The 15985-nt window shown below is 46.4% G+C and carries 19 protein-coding genes; 16 read left to right on the top strand and 3 right to left on the bottom strand.

Annotation, left to right across the window (positions count from 1 at the left end):
• Nucleotides 1–389: 389 nt before the first annotated feature.
• Nucleotides 390–3167, bottom strand: coding sequence for a phycobilisome rod-core linker polypeptide (locus tag QUA44_RS26125; RefSeq protein WP_333255866.1), 2778 nt, complete (start codon nt 3165–3167; stop codon nt 390–392).
• Nucleotides 3168–3634: 467 nt separating this feature from the next.
• On the opposite strand from QUA44_RS26125, the gene QUA44_RS26120 reads away from it, so the two are divergent.
• Entirely contained in the window at nt 3635–3790 is a 156-nt protein-coding gene (locus QUA44_RS26120) for a hypothetical protein (RefSeq protein ID WP_333255870.1), read from the top strand.
• A 60-nt stretch (nt 3791–3850) separates the two neighbouring features.
• Nucleotides 3851–5029 (top strand): class I SAM-dependent methyltransferase, encoded by a 1179-nt coding sequence (locus tag QUA44_RS26115; protein WP_333255872.1) that lies wholly within the window; start codon nt 3851–3853, stop codon nt 5027–5029.
• 332 nt (nt 5030–5361) lie between these two features.
• On the opposite strand, the gene QUA44_RS26110 is transcribed toward QUA44_RS26115, so the two are convergent.
• Nucleotides 5362–5505, bottom strand: a complete 144-nt coding sequence (locus QUA44_RS26110) for a hypothetical protein (protein WP_333094347.1) — start codon at nt 5503–5505, stop codon at nt 5362–5364.
• An 89-nt stretch (nt 5506–5594) separates the two neighbouring features.
• Here QUA44_RS26110 and QUA44_RS26105 point away from each other — a divergent pair, with 89 nt between their 5' ends.
• The 4 genes from QUA44_RS26105 (at nt 5595) to QUA44_RS26090 (ending at nt 7430) form a co-directional block, all read left to right on the top strand.
• A complete protein-coding gene (locus QUA44_RS26105; RefSeq protein WP_333255874.1) occupies nt 5595–5840 on the top strand; it encodes a hypothetical protein in 246 nt (81 codons plus the stop codon).
• A gap of 384 nt (nt 5841–6224) precedes the next feature.
• A complete protein-coding gene (locus QUA44_RS26100; protein ID WP_333255876.1) occupies nt 6225–6695 on the top strand; it encodes a thermonuclease family protein in 471 nt (156 codons plus the stop codon).
• A 6-nt stretch (nt 6696–6701) separates the two neighbouring features.
• A complete protein-coding gene (locus QUA44_RS26095) occupies nt 6702–6941 on the top strand; it encodes a DUF5615 family PIN-like protein (protein WP_333276791.1) in 240 nt (79 codons plus the stop codon).
• Between the two features lie 123 nt (nt 6942–7064).
• Nucleotides 7065–7430, top strand: coding sequence for a DOPA 4,5-dioxygenase family protein (locus QUA44_RS26090; protein ID WP_333255878.1), 366 nt, complete (start codon nt 7065–7067; stop codon nt 7428–7430).
• 60 nt (nt 7431–7490) lie between these two features.
• On the opposite strand, the gene moaA is transcribed toward QUA44_RS26090, so the two are convergent.
• On the bottom strand, nt 7491–8480 hold the full coding sequence (gene moaA, locus QUA44_RS26085) for a GTP 3',8-cyclase MoaA (RefSeq protein ID WP_333255879.1): 990 nt from the start codon (nt 8478–8480) through the stop codon (nt 7491–7493).
• 165 nt (nt 8481–8645) lie between these two features.
• Between moaA and QUA44_RS26080 the strand changes: the two genes are divergently transcribed.
• From QUA44_RS26080 to QUA44_RS26035, 10 genes are all read left to right on the top strand, one after another.
• On the top strand, nt 8646–9098 hold the full coding sequence (locus tag QUA44_RS26080; protein ID WP_333255881.1) for a nitrate reductase associated protein: 453 nt from the start codon (nt 8646–8648) through the stop codon (nt 9096–9098).
• 329 nt (nt 9099–9427) lie between these two features.
• On the top strand, nt 9428–9889 hold the full coding sequence (locus QUA44_RS26075) for an ATP synthase subunit I (RefSeq protein ID WP_265233912.1): 462 nt from the start codon (nt 9428–9430) through the stop codon (nt 9887–9889).
• Between the two features lie 55 nt (nt 9890–9944).
• Nucleotides 9945–10703, top strand: coding sequence for a F0F1 ATP synthase subunit A (gene atpB / locus QUA44_RS26070; RefSeq protein ID WP_333255883.1), 759 nt, complete (start codon nt 9945–9947; stop codon nt 10701–10703).
• Between the two features lie 128 nt (nt 10704–10831).
• Nucleotides 10832–11077, top strand: a complete 246-nt coding sequence (atpE, locus tag QUA44_RS26065; protein WP_242717122.1) for an ATP synthase F0 subunit C — start codon at nt 10832–10834, stop codon at nt 11075–11077.
• Nucleotides 11078–11178: 101 nt separating this feature from the next.
• Nucleotides 11179–11664: a F0F1 ATP synthase subunit B' gene (locus QUA44_RS26060; protein ID WP_333255885.1), complete on the top strand. Its 486-nt coding sequence runs from the start codon at nt 11179–11181 to the stop codon at nt 11662–11664.
• 87 nt (nt 11665–11751) lie between these two features.
• Complete coding sequence (locus QUA44_RS26055; protein WP_265233915.1) at nt 11752–12279, top strand: F0F1 ATP synthase subunit B; 528 nt, start codon at nt 11752–11754, stop codon at nt 12277–12279.
• A gap of 3 nt (nt 12280–12282) precedes the next feature.
• Nucleotides 12283–12828, top strand: coding sequence for an ATP synthase F1 subunit delta (atpH, locus tag QUA44_RS26050; RefSeq protein WP_332968033.1), 546 nt, complete (start codon nt 12283–12285; stop codon nt 12826–12828).
• A complete protein-coding gene (locus QUA44_RS26045) occupies nt 12829–12957 on the top strand; it encodes a hypothetical protein (protein ID WP_333255887.1) in 129 nt (42 codons plus the stop codon).
• A 241-nt stretch (nt 12958–13198) separates the two neighbouring features.
• Nucleotides 13199–14716, top strand: coding sequence for a F0F1 ATP synthase subunit alpha (gene atpA / locus QUA44_RS26040; protein ID WP_333255889.1), 1518 nt, complete (start codon nt 13199–13201; stop codon nt 14714–14716).
• A 128-nt stretch (nt 14717–14844) separates the two neighbouring features.
• Nucleotides 14845–15795 (top strand): F0F1 ATP synthase subunit gamma, encoded by a 951-nt coding sequence (locus QUA44_RS26035; protein WP_333255891.1) that lies wholly within the window; start codon nt 14845–14847, stop codon nt 15793–15795.
• Nucleotides 15796–15985 lie beyond the last annotated feature (190 nt).

The following is a 15985-nucleotide window of genomic DNA, read 5'->3' as shown; positions in this document are numbered from 1 at the left end:
TGCACCCGCCCCGATGTGATTATCAAGTCTAGATTAGCTCAAATCTCAAACTTCAAATCTAATTGCTTCACCAAATCCCGTGGCAGATGTAAAAGCCAGCAAAATTAATACCAATTGCATTCTTTTTTTAAACTTGTCTTATTTTCCCTATAAACCAGGTTTCTTACCACACACTCTCCTTCCTAACTCTGTTCCCAGGACTATTAAAAAAGTCTTTATCCCCAATCAAATAAAACTTTCATATCCTCTTCATCTGCGTGCATCTGCGTGTATCTGCGGTTAAAAATCCCCACATTATACAAAAAAAAGGGCTGGCAATTATACCAGCCCTTCAACTAATTTGAGATGTTAAATTAGCAGTAATCTAACATCTCAAACCTCAAATCAATCTAACTTCTGTCAATAGCAGCTACTGGCTCAAAGCTTGGAACCACCAACTCATCATTCTGCTTGGTGAGTAGATTGTACAGCCTTTCGGTATTCGGGAAATTCGCAGCAGGCAGAGTCGGAAAGCGACGGTAAGGAACAGTATCCTCGCCAAACGCCTCCGCATATTCAACGCTGTTCAACATTGCGTTGATAAAGCCCTTAATCCCTTTAGTTGCCAAAATTTGGTTGTACGTCCGAATCTCCGCTTGATTGCGGGGAGCGCGGCCCAAGAAGTGCTTGGTTCCCAACTCAATCACCTTAGTATTGGGATAAGGTGCGTAGAATTGTTTGACGTACAGCGACGAGCAGCCCAAAGCCTCAATGAACTCCTTGAGATTGATTTCATTGTTGCCCAGTTTGCTTTCCAGCGCCGTGAATTCATTCTTCACAACATACGGGTTGATGTCGCGCTCAAAAACTTGACGGTAAGCAGCTTGAATTAAAGTTTTCAAAGCTACTTTGTCCGAAGTAGTCGTCAGCTTGAACATCTTAGTTTGTTCACGCCGCTTACTGACACCTTGAGCAATCCGACTTTGCAACTCGATATCGCCCCGCGAGCCTGCTGCACCAAGTTCGATAAACCGAGGAGTTTCGGGCGTCACAGCTTGGACATTTTGCTCAGCGACGGAACCCGATCGCATCGTCCGCATCGACAAACCAGCGGGAGTCACGTAGCGCTCGTAGGGGACTGTATCTTCCCCGAAAGCTTCGTTGTACTCCAGAGAATCCATGATGCCGTCAACCAGCGCGTAGAAACCCTTCTTGGCGCAAATGTCAAAGTAAGCGTTCATTTCCTGACGGCCGTAGGTAGGGCGGCCCAGGAGTCTGCGGTGAATGTACTCGATCGCCTTACAAACGTACAGCTTGCTCCAGTACATATTGCGGAACACATCAGACTTCGCCAACATCCGAATAAACTCGCGCATCGGAATGTCGCCGTTTTCCAGCTTAATTTCCGCTACCTTTTGGCGCTGGCCGTCGAACACATCGCGACCAAACACTTGCAGGTAAGCAGCCCGAATCACCGCTTGGGTGGAGCTTTCGGTAAATTTGACACTGGAAGCACTGCTGTAGCTGCTTGCTGACACACCGCGAATTGATTTTTTATTAGATGTGTAACCACCGGGGAGCTGGTCTAATTTAAAGACCTTGGGGCCCAGAGAGCCTGGAGCCTTGCCCCTGGCATCCGGGTTGCTCAATTGGTTTTCAATACCTGCACCTTGACGGATCAGGATACGGCGGGTGTCTTTGCCGAAGGGAGCCGGACGGCTCTTGGGGTTGCGAGTTTCTTTCGGGAAAATCGCGCCGAACTGAATTTCTAAGGGGTCATTGCCAACACCGTAAACGTGCTGGTCTGGCAGAGGCTGGGTGTAGCCCGCAAACAAGGTGATGAACTGAGGAACCTTGCGGAACGGAGCGCTGAAATTGAACAAATCAATTTGCGGGCCCCAGTTGCGACATTCCTGAGCTTCTTGGCCCAAACCGCGCAGGTAAGGCACGGTTTCTTCGCCGAAGTAGTCGGAATATTCCTGGGAATAAACCATCGCGTCTACGAGGGCTGCCAAGCCGCCTTTAGTGACGATCGCAAAATACTTGCTAAATTCCTCCCGCGAGCTCAAACCGCGGCCCAAGAAGTGGCGGGCGGCCAATTCTACAGCGCGGCTGTTGACAAACGGCTCGTAGAATTGCTGGCGGTACAAAGGAGATTTGCCAAGGCGACGAATAAACTCTTTCATCGAGATTTCGCCATTTTTGACCTTGGATTCCAAGTCAGAAATGCTTTGGCTGTATGCGCGGCTAATGTCGCGCTCGAATACTTGGCGGTAAGCTGCTTTGATTACTTCTAGCTTTTCGGCCGAAGACAGGCCGGTTTTCATGACGAATTTCGACCGTCGCTCCGCTGCGTTGAAGTAGATTTGAGGCAGTTGCAAGCCTTGCTGGTCGTTGCTTTCGCGCTGCCGCACCTTGTCTGAAGGTGTGGGAGCTTTGAATTCGGTAATTGCTACGTCGAAATACTGTCCGACGATCGCACTTGCCTCTGCATTGTTTTTGAAATAGCCCAAAGATGCTGCCTTCATTTCCTGCATTGCCACAATTGTGGCCGCCGAAGAGCAAGCATTTTCGATGATTTCCCGCAATCCGCGCACGTTCACCGAAATAATGTTCGGGTCGCCAGCGACAATTGCGTAGGTGATGTAGCGCAAAAACCAGCTCAAGTCGCGCAGAGATTTGGTCATGTTGCCCGGGCCGTAGCGCGAGACATTGATCGGCTGAAATCCTGCTGGGACTGGGCCGCTGTAGCCACCACCGTTGCCAGAAAACAGATTTCCCAGCCCCAAGAATCCGCCACCGCCTGAGCCGTTGCCGCCGCCTGCGCGACCTTCAACGTAGGTGACATTTCCCAGTTTCATGCCTTCAGAGACATTCGCCGAGCCGCCACGAGCCGCACCGGCCATAGCCATCGCAGGTTCTTGTGGTCTTTCCAAAAATGCCAGCGGGGAACCGCCGGTAAAAATCCGGTTGGCTGCGCGGGATACTATCAGTTCCGAGTTTTGGGTCAGCGTCGCAGAGATATCGATCCGCAGAGTCCCTGAACTGAAATAACTTGCCAGTTCGCTGAGTTCGCCCCGCTGTAGGAAGCGGTCTTGCTGTTCTGCTTGCGAAATTGTTGCGACCGGTACAGTTTGATATAGTTGCGGACGCGCAACCGAGCTTCCACCACTTGCCTTTACAGTCATTAGACTCCTTCGCTCCCTATCTAAATCGTTGTAGCATTTACCCAGACTAACCCTGCCTTCTCATGCAGGTTCAAGTAGGTATTTTTGCTTTGTTTACTTTTTGCCTTTACCTGTCACGAGGTTCGGGCGCGCTTACTTTCTTAGATTAAAATGTTTTGGTTTCATCTTTCTGCCTGCCGGGAAATGTCCGATCCGAAGGCAGGCACGGGGTACTCCCTCCGCTGCGCTCCGCCCGTACACTCGTGGAAAAAAAGACTCGGCAGGAGAGTTGCCTTTGGGCGATTGCAGCCAGTGCCGTCAATTAAGGGAAAAGAAAATCAAAAATTTTCTTCTGCCTTTTTCTGGGCGTTTAACTTTCTGCTTAAAGACGCCTCCGCTTTACCCGACAGTTCAGCGGTGGGTTATTGACAGTCCTTATTTGTTAAAAAGCCTGTCGAGATTTATTGTATAGATTTAAGAGAGCTTATATGAGAAAAAATGATAAGTTTTATTACGCAGAAGCTGTCAGGGCTTGGCTATCAGGGGTTAGTCGATCGCCCGATCCCTCTGTTTCAGGCTTGCCCAACTATCGCGAAGCGACACTTTTGTTGCGAGTAACGCAGCCACAGAAGTGGATGGCGTAGCGCTGTTACCCCGTAGCTACTGACAACCAATCTCAAAACCCACGCACTATTACCTCACCTATGGATACTACGCCTGATATCAGCGCTGCCGTGCGGCGGCTTTACGATACTTTTCCTTTTCCCCCCGATCCTTTGTCCGACGAACCGCCCCCCGGCTACAACTGGCGCTGGAGTTGGCCTGATGCTTACAATTTTTGCACTGGCCAAAAGCCGCCAAAACTGGATATTCGGATTTTAGATGCGGGCTGCGGCACTGGTTCGAGCACGGATTATCTGATTCACCTCAACCCGGAAGCGTCCGTAACGGCGATCGACCTTAGTTCCGGTGCTTTGAAGGTAGCACAAGAACGCTGCAGGCGATCCGGGGCGCGAGAAGCCGATTTTCGCCACCTCAGCATCTACGATGCGGCCGAGTTAGATGGCGAGTTTGATTTGATCAACTGTGTGGGCGTGCTGCACCATTTGCCCGATCCGATTCGGGGCATTCAAGCGCTGGCGGCGAAGTTGGCAAGCGGCGGTTTGATGCACATTTTTGTGTATGCTGAGCTCGGACGCTGGGAGATTCAACTGATGCAAAGGGCGATCGCACTTCTCCAAGGCCCGCAAAAAGGTGACTATCCCGATGGTGTGAAAGTCGGTCGTCAAATCTTTGCTTCATTACCAGAAAACAACCGTCTTGTCAAGTACGAAAAACAGCGTTGGGCAGGAGAAAATCAGCGAGACGAATGTTTTGCTGATATGTACGTTCACCCGCAGGAAATTGACTACAATATTGAGACTTTGTTCGAGTTAATTGACGCTTCGGGATTGGAATTTATCGGTTTCTCAAATCCGGGATATTGGCAGTTAGAAAGGCTTTTGGGGAAAGCGCCGGAATTGATAGAAAGAGCTCAGGGTTTGACGGAACGAGAGCTTTATCGATTAATTGAATTGTTGGATACGGAAATCACTCATTACGAGTTTTTCTTGGGCAAAAAGCCTGTTAATAAAATTGATTGGTCGGACGATCAGGCACTTTTGGCGGCAATTCCAGAGTTGAGTGGTTGTATGCACGGTTGGCCGAGTCAACAAGTGTTTGATTGCAACTACCAATTGATCAATTTGTCAAGTGCGGAATTTGAGTTTTTGCAAGCTTGCAATACCAAAACTGTGGGAGAGATTTTGGCGGATGTGGAGATGGGATTGGATGAAGTGCGATCGATCTTTGCCAAACAGCTAATTTTGCTAACACCAAGATAATTCCGCGGTTGAAACCGCTTCTTGTCAAACAAAGTCGGCCTCCGCCGACTAAGAAAAGATAAATATGTCATTGCGAGTGATATCAATTCCGGTTACACCGGAATGATATAGAGGAGACGGCAGTGCCGTGTCCCTACCGACAATAATATTGTAGGGACACGGCACTGCCGTCTCCTAATGTTTTGCTCGTTCCCAGTTAATCCTGGATGCACGTACTAGGATTTTCTGTCATTGCGAAGGTAGTGAAGCAATCTCAAAGCTGACGCACCTTTCCCAAATCCAAAATCCCAAATGGATTGACACAGGCCCCCAAATGCGGCTAGGCTTTGAAGTTAGAGGTTGCTTTGCTTGTAGAGGAAGTAGCCCGCGTCGCCCAAAAATCTAGTTGCACTGCCCAAAGCTGTTGGTAGCAGCAATGGACAGCTAACCGCCAAACTGGTATCAGCAGTCTGGAGGCTAACGGAGTATCTTAACACTCTCTGTAGCCGCCCTGCTATGCGTTGAAATGCGGGGCGGCTGGGTTTTTGGGTTTTTCTAGAAAACCCAAAACCAGGAGAACATAATTATGTCACAGGAATTCTTGCCTGACGACAACAAATTCGATCGGCCAAATGACGGCTCAGCAGCAGAATCGGAACAGGATGTGGTGTGTGTAACGGTGACAGGTTCGCCCAAGGGTGTCAGGGAAACCATACTCACTTTGTACCGCCTGGGATTTGCCGAAGTTGGCGATTGGAGTCCCCTACAACGTGCAGCTAATCCGAAGCAAGTGATGAGTGTGCTGATTCGCCGTCGGAAGCGCAAAGCGTAGGTGTTTGCTCGTTCCCAGGCTCTAGCCTGGGAACACATTCCATGAGCATCTGCCTCCTGTTTTTGTTTTTATCCGTTAGCGAGGCAGAGCCTCTGGATCTCGGTTCCCAGGCTAGAGCCTGGGAACCAGTTAAGAAGACCAACAAATCTCACTAAATCAGGATAAGAGCATATCCTGATTTAGAGGCTGAAACATCTATAAATCCAGCTAGGCGGGGAAACTACACTTTCCCCGCCTAAGTCCTGTAACCTTTGCAGCTACATCGAGAAGACACATATCTTGACATAAAATATTATCAAATTCAAAAATATCCAGAGTATAAACTCAAAAACAGGTATAGTTAGATTAACTACCACATAAAAAACTGACAAATAAAAGAAAATAATGATTTTTGCTCAAGCTGTTCAAGCACAAGTTATTAACGCCCAAGTAGTCAGTATTGAAGACGGCGATACACTCACTGTTCGCAGTAATAAAGGAAAAAATATAACAGTAAGGTTATCTTGCATTGACGCACCTGAAAAAAATCAAGAAGGAGGAAAAGAGGCATATAATCGCCTTAACACACTACTTCCAAAAGGTACATCAATCAAACTTTACCCTGCATATAAAGGCCTATATGAACACCAATTACTGGTAGTTTTGGTGGTTTTCGACAATAAAAATATTAATTTACAAATGGTGCAAGAAGGGCAAGCATGGGTCTATGAACATTATATTGGTGTTGGTAGATGTAGCACTATTGTTAAAGAATTGCGTCAAGGTCAGACTACCGCTCAACATCAGCGAATTGGACTATGGAGTAAAAATAATCCTTGTCCACCTTGGGACTATAGAAAAAATCAGTGTAAATAGAATCCCATTACCCCACAAAAACCTGCACCAATTTGGGAATATGCAAAGACAAATTATTTTGTGATTGTTTCCAAAGATTCTGACTTTCATCAACGGAGTTTAATTTACGGTCATCCTCCCAAATTTATTTATCTCCGTGTTTGCAATTGCTCAACATCTAAAATTGTTCAAATTCTGCGATATGAAATCGACATCATTAGTCAGTTTGGAGATAGAGAAGCAGAGAGTATACTGGTATTGTCCTAGCATGAAACAAAAAAAGAAAAGACTGAGGAGATATCAACTTAAGGAGTTGACAGGAGTGAATAAAATATCTAGCAAGTTAAGCTAATATAAAGTTGTTTATCTCTGCTCAATAATCTACTGAAAATGATGAAAGAAGACACCATCGAAATTGTTGGTTTTCATGGACATATTTACTTCGACGCTGATAATCGCGATGCCGCAGCGCGTGTACGAGAAGGATTGACTCAGTTTGAAGTGCAGCTTGGGCGTTGGCATGACAAACCCATTGGCCCCCACCCCCAAGCAATGTATCAAGTTGCATTTTTACCAGACCAGTTTGGCAAAGTCGTTCCCTGGTTAATGCTGAATCGTGAGGGGCTCAATATTCTCATTCACCCTGAAACAGGCGACGATGTGGCAGACCACACGAAACATTCTTTGTGGCTAGGAGAGAAACTAGAGTTGAATGTCGAAGTCCTGCGACCTAGGACAGGTAACGCCAGCTTATGATCGATCCGCGCGCAAGGCGAGGGCGTTGCTCCAGACTGACTTATCCCTGATAATAGATAATTAGCCACCGATTTGAGACATAGTGCGGCTGTAATTTCCTTGAGTAGTTCCCGAATCTCGCTGCTTGAAATTAATCTCCGGTTTAATCTCTAATATGTGCCGCACTCGATCGCGCAATTCGCCTGTAGACACCCCATTCCGTAAAGCAGTTTTTAAGTCAATTTGACCCGTTTCGTTCAGCAGACAAGGCCGCAACCACCCGTCAGCAGACAAACGCATCCGGTTGCACCGATCGCAAAAACACTCCGACATTTGGCTGATAAATCCTAAAGTACCCTTCGCCCCCGGAATTTGAAACACATCCGCCGGCCCGTTACCGCGAATTCCCGACTCGGCTAACCCGTATTTATTGCTAATTTGTTGCCGCAAATCTGCCGATGCTACCCAACCTTTATCGCCAAATAAGTCGCCATTGCCGATCGGCATAAACTCAATAAATCTAACGTGCCAATTCCGGTTAATTGTTAACTCTGCCAAATCCAATATTTCCCCGTCATTCACACCGGGAATCACCACAACATTCAATTTCAGCGGGTCAAATCCAGCTAGATAAGCCGCTTGAATTCCTTCCCAAACTTGCATCCAGCGCGATCGTCCGCGACTACCAATTATCTTATCAAAAGTCTCGGGTTCCAGGGAATCCAAACTAATATTAATCCGGCGCAAACCAGCATTGTAGAGATTTTCGGCCATTCCCGCCAGCAAAAAGCCGTTGGTTGTCATTGACAAATCTCGCGTTTCCGGCAAAGATGCGATCGACCTCACCAAATCCACCACCCCAGGGCGCAGCAGCGGTTCCCCACCAGTCAGCCGAAACTTAGTAAATCCCACAGGTATAAAAACTTCGCGCAGCAGAGTTAGCAATTCCGAGTGGGTTAACAACTGCTGCTGCAATACATAGTCCAACTCGCTACCTTCCGGCATACAGTAGAGACAGCGGAAATTGCAGCGGTCTATCAAGCTAATCCGAAGGTAGTCTACGGGATTCATGTCAATACTGTATAATATTACTTAAGTATAAATCCTGATTCAATTTTCTGCAATTATTGATAGAAAGCAAAAAACCTGCATCAATTTCTCTCTACTCTCTTACTCTGCGCTCTCTGCGCCCTCTGCGGTTAATAAAAAAAATCTAATTGGCAAATCCATATATCTATGACATTCTTTAAATTTGAAGCCGATTTTGTAGAAGCCCTCCGCTGCATTCCAATGCAAGTACGCCTCAAGTTAGATACTTGCGGCATTAAACTCAAGTTGCAAGACTGGAATCATTTTACTCAAACAGAACGCCAAACAATTGTAGAGCTTCCTTGTTTGACAAGTCCAGAAATTCTCCAATATCGAGAACAGCTAAACCAAGTATTAATCAAACATACTGGTAAATCTGGAACTGATTTGGCGATCGACCCAAATCCGCCCTGGATGGATGCTGCAACCATACCAGAATCTGTGACAGCCAAAGCCCAAGAGTTTGATTTGACTATTACTTTGGCACAATGGAAGGCTTTGGGCGCGATCGAGCGATTTGCTTTAATTAAACTTAGTCGATCGAGCCACGAGAATAAAAATTTCATTCCGGCGCTTCAAGAGTTTAAGGTGATTGAATGAGATCGAATTTGAATTAACTCTTGTAGCGCGCAGAGGCAGACAAGGGAGAGTTACCTCATCGATTCGCCCGATCAACCTCTGTTTTCTCTCACTAAGTGAGAACTATTTAGTGAGAGGCACGAAGACAATGTATAAAAAAGTGGGCCTGGCGGTAGGAGAGGTAGGGTGAGGTCGATCGGACATTTAACGGGTTGAGGTTTCCGAAGCGCCCGACACCAAATTCCGGAAATTATGATTAATTTTATTTTAAGTATTGTTACCGCAGCGTGGTATGATTTTTCTGAGTTTGCAAAGCACTCGCCTGCTACCTGCATTAGTTTCTGAGCTTCGTGAACACGCAAAACACACCCACCGAACCCACACCAGCCAACGAGGATATTCCTCAAGCTGGCACTGTCGAGACTGTCTCGACAGCATCGTCCGAGACAAGCAATCCCATGCAAGATTTTTATCGCCTCCAACAAGAGTTGTTGGCATATACCCTTGCTTTTACGGCGATTATTTTTATCTCCGTTTGGATTTTTTACTCACTCAACATTGCCCTCAACTATTTGCTAGGGGCAAGCACAGGTGTGGTTTACTTAAAGATGTTGGCTAGAGATGTTGAACGAATCGGCAGCGAAAATCAACGCATCAGCAAGACCAGGTTAGGTCTGTTTTTCGCGGTGATGATAGTAGGAACACAGTGGAATCAGCTACAGATTTTACCGATATTTTTGGGATTTCTGACTTACAAAGCTGCGCTGATGGTTTACGTGATCCGAAGTGCATTAGCACTAGACTACAGGTAGATCAGGGAAGAAGAGCACAACTCAACTCATCGAATTGTATGGGGAAGCCCGTTGAATGGCAATGCTTGACGTTCTAAACACCTTTAATCGTTTCCCCCTCGCCAAATTGGAAGTTGGTCAGCAATTATACTGGCAACTCGGCGGTCTCAAAGTTCACGGGCAAGTTTTTCTAACCTCGTGGTTTGTAATTGCTGTTTTAGTTATAGTTTCTCTTTTAGGAACTAGCAAGATCCAGCGAATTCCCAGCGGAATGCAAAATTTTATGGAGTATGCGCTGGAATATATTCGGGACTTGGCTAAAAACCAAATTGGTGAAAAAGAATATCGTCCTTGGGTACCGTTTATTGGTACATTATTCCTGTTCATCTTTGTGTCAAACTGGTCTGGTGCTCTAATTCCTTGGAAGCTGATTAAGCTGCCATCAGGCGAATTGGGAGCTCCTACCGCTGACATCAACACGACAGTAGCATTTGCACTGCTGACATCTTTGGCATATTTTTATGCAGGTCTCAGCAAAAGTGGCTTGGGGTATTTTGCCCACTATGTAGAACCGGTGCCTTTCATGCTGCCGTTCAAAATCATAGAAGATTTCACTAAGCCTCTGTCTCTGAGTTTCCGTTTGTTTGGCAACATTCTTGCTGACGAATTGGTGGTCGGAGTGCTAGTATTGCTAGTGCCTTTATTTGTTCCTTTGCCAGTGATGGTTCTGGGACTATTTACAAGTGCAATTCAAGCTTTGATTTTTGCTACCTTGGCCGCAGCCTACATTGGTGAAGCTCTAGAAGGCGGTCACGGCGAAGAACATCACGATTAACTAACGACAAATGGCACAGGATGAAAGAGGAAAATAAAATTTTCTCTCCTCAAAATTACTGCTGTGAAATCGGACAATTCTGTAGACTTTCTGTTCTCAATTTTGTACTTTAGATAAGGAAAATCATCATGGATTCAACAGTTGCCGCCGCTTCCGTAATCGCCGCCGCTTTGGCAGTAGGTTTAGCCGCAATCGGCCCTGGTATTGGTCAAGGAAATGCAGCAGGTCAAGCTGTAGAAGGTATTGCTCGTCAGCCTGAAGCAGAAGGCAAAATCCGCGGCACCTTGCTGTTGAGTTTGGCGTTTATGGAAGCGTTGACAATTTATGGTTTGGTCGTAGCCCTAGTGCTATTGTTTGCCAACCCCTTCGCATAATAATTTGAAATTTTAGATTTGAGGTTTTGGAGGGTTATTCTAATCCAAAATCTCAAGTCTAAATTCGATTAAGCGAATTAGATGGAAGCCGTCAAAAAATCATGATGCACTGGACAGTATTACTAGCAGTTGAAGAAGCGGCAAAGGAAGGGGGACTGTTTGATTTAGATGCTACGCTGCCTCTGATGGCGGTGCAGTTTTTAATTCTCGTCGCAGTCTTGAATGTAATTTTTTACAAGCCGCTCAGCAAGTCAATTGACGATCGCGCTGATTACATTCGCAACACCCAAATCGCAGCCAAAGAACGCTTGGCAAAGGCTCAGCAACTAGCGCAGGAGTATGAGCATAAACTGGGAGAAACTCGCAAGCAGTCTCAATCAGTAATCGCTGCGGCTCAAGCTGAGGCTCAAAAAATGGGGTCAGCAAAAGTAGCTGAGGCTCAACAAGAAGCTCAAGTGGCGCGAGAAAAAGCAGGACAAGAAATAGAGCAGCAAAAGCAAGAAGCTATGCGCTCGCTAGAGCAACAAGTAGATGCTCTGGGCCACCAAATTCTCGAAAAGCTATTAGGGCCGTCGCTGGTCAAATAGCGAGACCGAAAAGTTTGAGATTGTGGATGCAATCTTAAATTTAACGTCGGTTCACCAAATCTGCACGCGCAATTATGGAAGAGTATCATGGGGACTGTTTTATTGCTAGCCACAGAAGCTAGCGGCGAAGGTGGTTTTGGTTTCAATTTCGATATTTTAGAAACCAATCTGATTAACCTGGTCATTATTATTGCAGTGCTGTTTTATTTCGGGCGCGGCTTTTTAGGTAAAATCCTAACTGAGAGGCGATCGGGCATCGAAGAGGCGATTAGAGAAGCAGAAAAACGCCAAAAAGATGCAGCAGCAGCTCTATCAGAGCAACAGCAAAAATTGACTGAAGCACAAGCAGAAGCGGCACGAATTCGTGCCACGGCTGAAGAAACCGCAAAGAAGGCAAAAGAAGCAATTCTAACTCAAGCGGCGCAGGAAGTTGAACGCATGAAAGCAACAGCAGGTCAAGAGTTGGAAGCGGAGCGCGAAAGAGCGATCGCCCAACTGAGATCTGCTGTCGTATCAATGGCAATGGCAAAGGTGGAAAGCCAGTTAAAAGCTAGCTTGGACGAAAACGCCCAAAACCACTTAATCGATCGCAGCATTGCGTTACTGGGAGGCTAAAAAGTGAGTATCGTTAGCACAGCAGTCTTACAGCCTTACTCATCTGCCTTGATGTCACTGGCTCAGTCCAGCAATCTCTCAGAGAAGTTCGGCGAAGACATTCGTTCTTTGCTTAGCCTACTAGAAAGTTCCGAAGATTTGCGTCAATTTTTAGCTAATCCGCTGATTAAAGCTGATGCTAAAAAAGCCGTGATTAAGCAAATAGCGGGTGAAGAAATGAACCCCTTGATGCACAACTTTTTGAAGCTGTTAGTAGACAAAGGAAGAATTCTTTTTTTAGAAGGAATTGGTCAACAATACTTGGCAAAGCTCCGAGAACTCAACCAAACAGTATTGGCTGAAGTTACATCGGCAGTCCCGCTTTCAGATGCTCAACAGCAGACTGTTCGCGAGAAGGTGCAGGCGATGGTCAGCGCTCGAAGCGTAGAAATTGAAACCAAAATTGACGCAGATTTAATCGGCGGTGTGGTAATCAAAGTAGGCTCTCAAGTAATTGATGCCAGCCTGCGGGGACAATTGCGCCGTCTGGGACTTCGATTGAATTCTTAATTGAAGGAAGAAGGAAGTTCGGCAACGGATTCTGTAACGGATGTAACGGATGTAACAGATGTAACGGATTTCAGTCCGATGGAAGTTGGAAGAAGGAAGAAGGAAGAATCAAACAGGAAGCAGGAATAAGTGAATTTATGTTTTCCAGTTATTAGTCCCAAATTCTTACTACCAAATCTCAATTCTTTCTTACCGAAAACATCGACCCGCCCAAAAATGGGTACAAGCCCCCGAGTTAAGTCGTGGATAGATCAAAATTTTAGACCAAAGTTCAAGCTCCCAGATTCATCTGTGAAGTAAATCTAAAATCTAAAATCTAAAATCTAAAATCGACTGACTGACAACTGACAACTGACACATAATAATTAACATGGCAGCAATCAGACCTGACGAAATTAGCAGCATTATTCGCCAGCAAATTGAACAGTACGACCAAGATGTAAAAGTCTCTAACGTCGGTACTGTTTTGCAAGTAGGCGACGGCATTGCGCGGATTTATGGCTTGGATAAAGCTATGTCCGGCGAATTGCTAGAATTTGCCGACGGCACCGTGGGCATCGCACTGAACCTCGAACAAGATAACGTGGGTGCAGTGTTGATGGGCCAAGGCCTCGGCATTCAAGAAGGTTCGGCAGTTACTGCTACTGGCAGAATTGCTGAAGTTCCCGTTGGTGAAGCAATGTTGGGACGGGTAGTTGATGCTTTGGCGCGTCCGATTGACGGTAAAGGCGAAATTAAAACTACTGAGACTCGCTTGATTGAATCTGCGGCACCAGGGATTGTTTCTCGCCGTTCTGTTTACGAACCGATGCAAACAGGAATTACCGCTATTGATGCGATGATTCCTGTGGGAAGAGGACAGCGGGAACTGATTATTGGCGATCGCCAAACCGGTAAAACTGCGATCGCGATCGACACAATCATCAACCAAAAATCGGAAAACGTGATTTGCGTTTACGTGGCGATCGGTCAAAAAGCTTCTACAGTAGCTAACATCGTCAACGTCCTGCAAGAAAAGGGCGCGATGGACTACACAATTGTCGTAGCAGCCAACGCTAGCGACCCCGCCACCCTGCAATATTTGGCACCCTACACTGGTGCTAGCTTAGCCGAGTATTTCATGTACAAAGGCAAGCACACTTTGGTCATTTACGATGACCTTTCCAAGCAAGCACAGGCTTACCGCCAAATGTCCTTGTTGCTACGCCGTCCTCCGGGTCGCGAAGCATATCCTGGAGACGTTTTCTATCTGCACTCTCGCTTGCTAGAACGCGCTGCTAAATTGAGCGACGATTTGGGCGAAGGCAGCATGACAGCTTTGCCAATTATTGAAACCCAAGCTGGAGACGTTTCTGCTTACATTCCTACCAACGTAATTTCGATTACCGACGGTCAAATCTTCCTTTCTTCTGACTTGTTTAACTCTGGTTTGCGTCCAGCAGTAAACCCCGGTATTTCGGTATCGCGGGTAGGTTCTGCGGCTCAAACTAAGGCAATGAAAAAAGTAGCCGGTAAGGTGAAATTGGAATTGGCGCAGTTTGAAGAACTGGCAGCATTTTCTCAGTTTGCTTCAGACTTGGATAAAGCTACTCAAAATCAATTGGCGCGGGGTCAGCGCTTGCGGGAACTGTTGAAACAAGACCAAAGTTCGCCTCTGCCGATGAACGAACAAGTGGCTATAATCTATGCCGGTATTAACGGCTACATGGATGATATCGCTGTGGAAAAAGTCACCAAGTTTACTGTTGGTTTGCGCGATTATTTGCGGACTAGCAAGCCGAAGTACGGCGAAATCGTTCAAGGCGGCAAGGCATTGACTGATGAAGCTGAGAAGCTGCTGAAAGAAGGCATCGCCGAATACAAGCAAAGTTTCTTGGTTTCTGCGTAGACAAGTAGGAATTTTTAACCGCAGATTAACGCGGATAGACGCAGATAATCTGATGTTAATCTGCGTTAATCTGCGTTAATCTGCGGTTTTAATTAAGAAGATGCGGGCAAGGATGTAAGGAGAAAATTATGGCAAATCTGAAAACTATTCGCGATCGCATTAAGTCGGTCAAGAACACTAAAAAGATTACAGAAGCAATGCGCTTGGTGGCTGCTGCTAAGGTGCGCCGCGCTCAAGAACAGGTGACTGCTACTCGGCCTTTTGCCGATCGACTGGCAGAGGTATTATACGGTTTGGCGGAACGCTTGCAGTTTGAAAACCTGGATTTGCCGTTGCTGAAAAAACGCGAAGTGCGATCGGTGGGACTTTTGGTAGTTTCGGGCGATCGGGGTTTGTGCGGCGGCTACAACAACAACATCATCAGATACGCCGAAAATCGCGCCAAGGAAATCAAAGCTGAAGGCTTAGAGTACAAATACATCTTGGTAGGACGCAAAGCTACTCAGTATTTCCAGCGCCGCGAACAGCCGATTGATGCTACTTACATGAACTTGGAACAAATTCCGACAGCACCGGAAGCAGCGATGATTGCTGACGAATTGCTGTCTTTGTTCCTATCAGGAACTGTAGATAGAGTTGAGCTAGTTTACACTAAGTTTGTGTCACTAATTAGTTCGCGCCCAGTAATTCAAACCTTGCTGCCCCTCGACCCCCAAGGTTTGGAAACTCCCGATGATGAAATCTTCCGCCTGACATCGCAAGGCGGACAGTTTCAAGTATCGCGGGAGAAGGTTACTTCACCTATGAAGAGTTTGCCACGCGACATGATTTTCGAGCAAGATCCGGCGCAAATTCTGGAGGCTCTTTTGCCTTTGTATTTGAACAACCAATTGCTGCGGGCTTTGCAAGAATCTGCAGCTAGCGAGTTGGCTGCACGGATGACGGCGATGAATAATGCTAGTGAGAATGCTAGCGATTTGATCCGTAGTTTGACGTTGACTTATAACAAGGCGCGGCAAGCGGCAATTACCCAGGAAATTCTGGAAGTTTCCGGCGGCGCTGAGGCTTTGAACGGTTAGGTTAGGGTTGACAATTTGTTTATTTTATGCTATGCGTCTGGGGGAACTCAGGCGCTTTTTTTTAGATAATTCGGCGGTTGAAACTGCTTTTACACAAACGAAGTCCCTCTCTAAGGAATGAAAATTTAATAACTTTAGCGTTTGTTAAATAGTCGGCACTGCACGATAATTCCATTTAGGTAGATATTCA

Origin of the sequence: Microcoleus sp. N9_A2, from assembly GCF_036701775.1 — a bacterium.
GTDB lineage: Bacteria > Cyanobacteriota > Cyanobacteriia > Cyanobacteriales > Microcoleaceae > Microcoleus.
The sequence above is the reverse complement of the archived record's forward strand: the minus strand, read 5'-3'. Positions and strand labels throughout refer to the sequence as shown.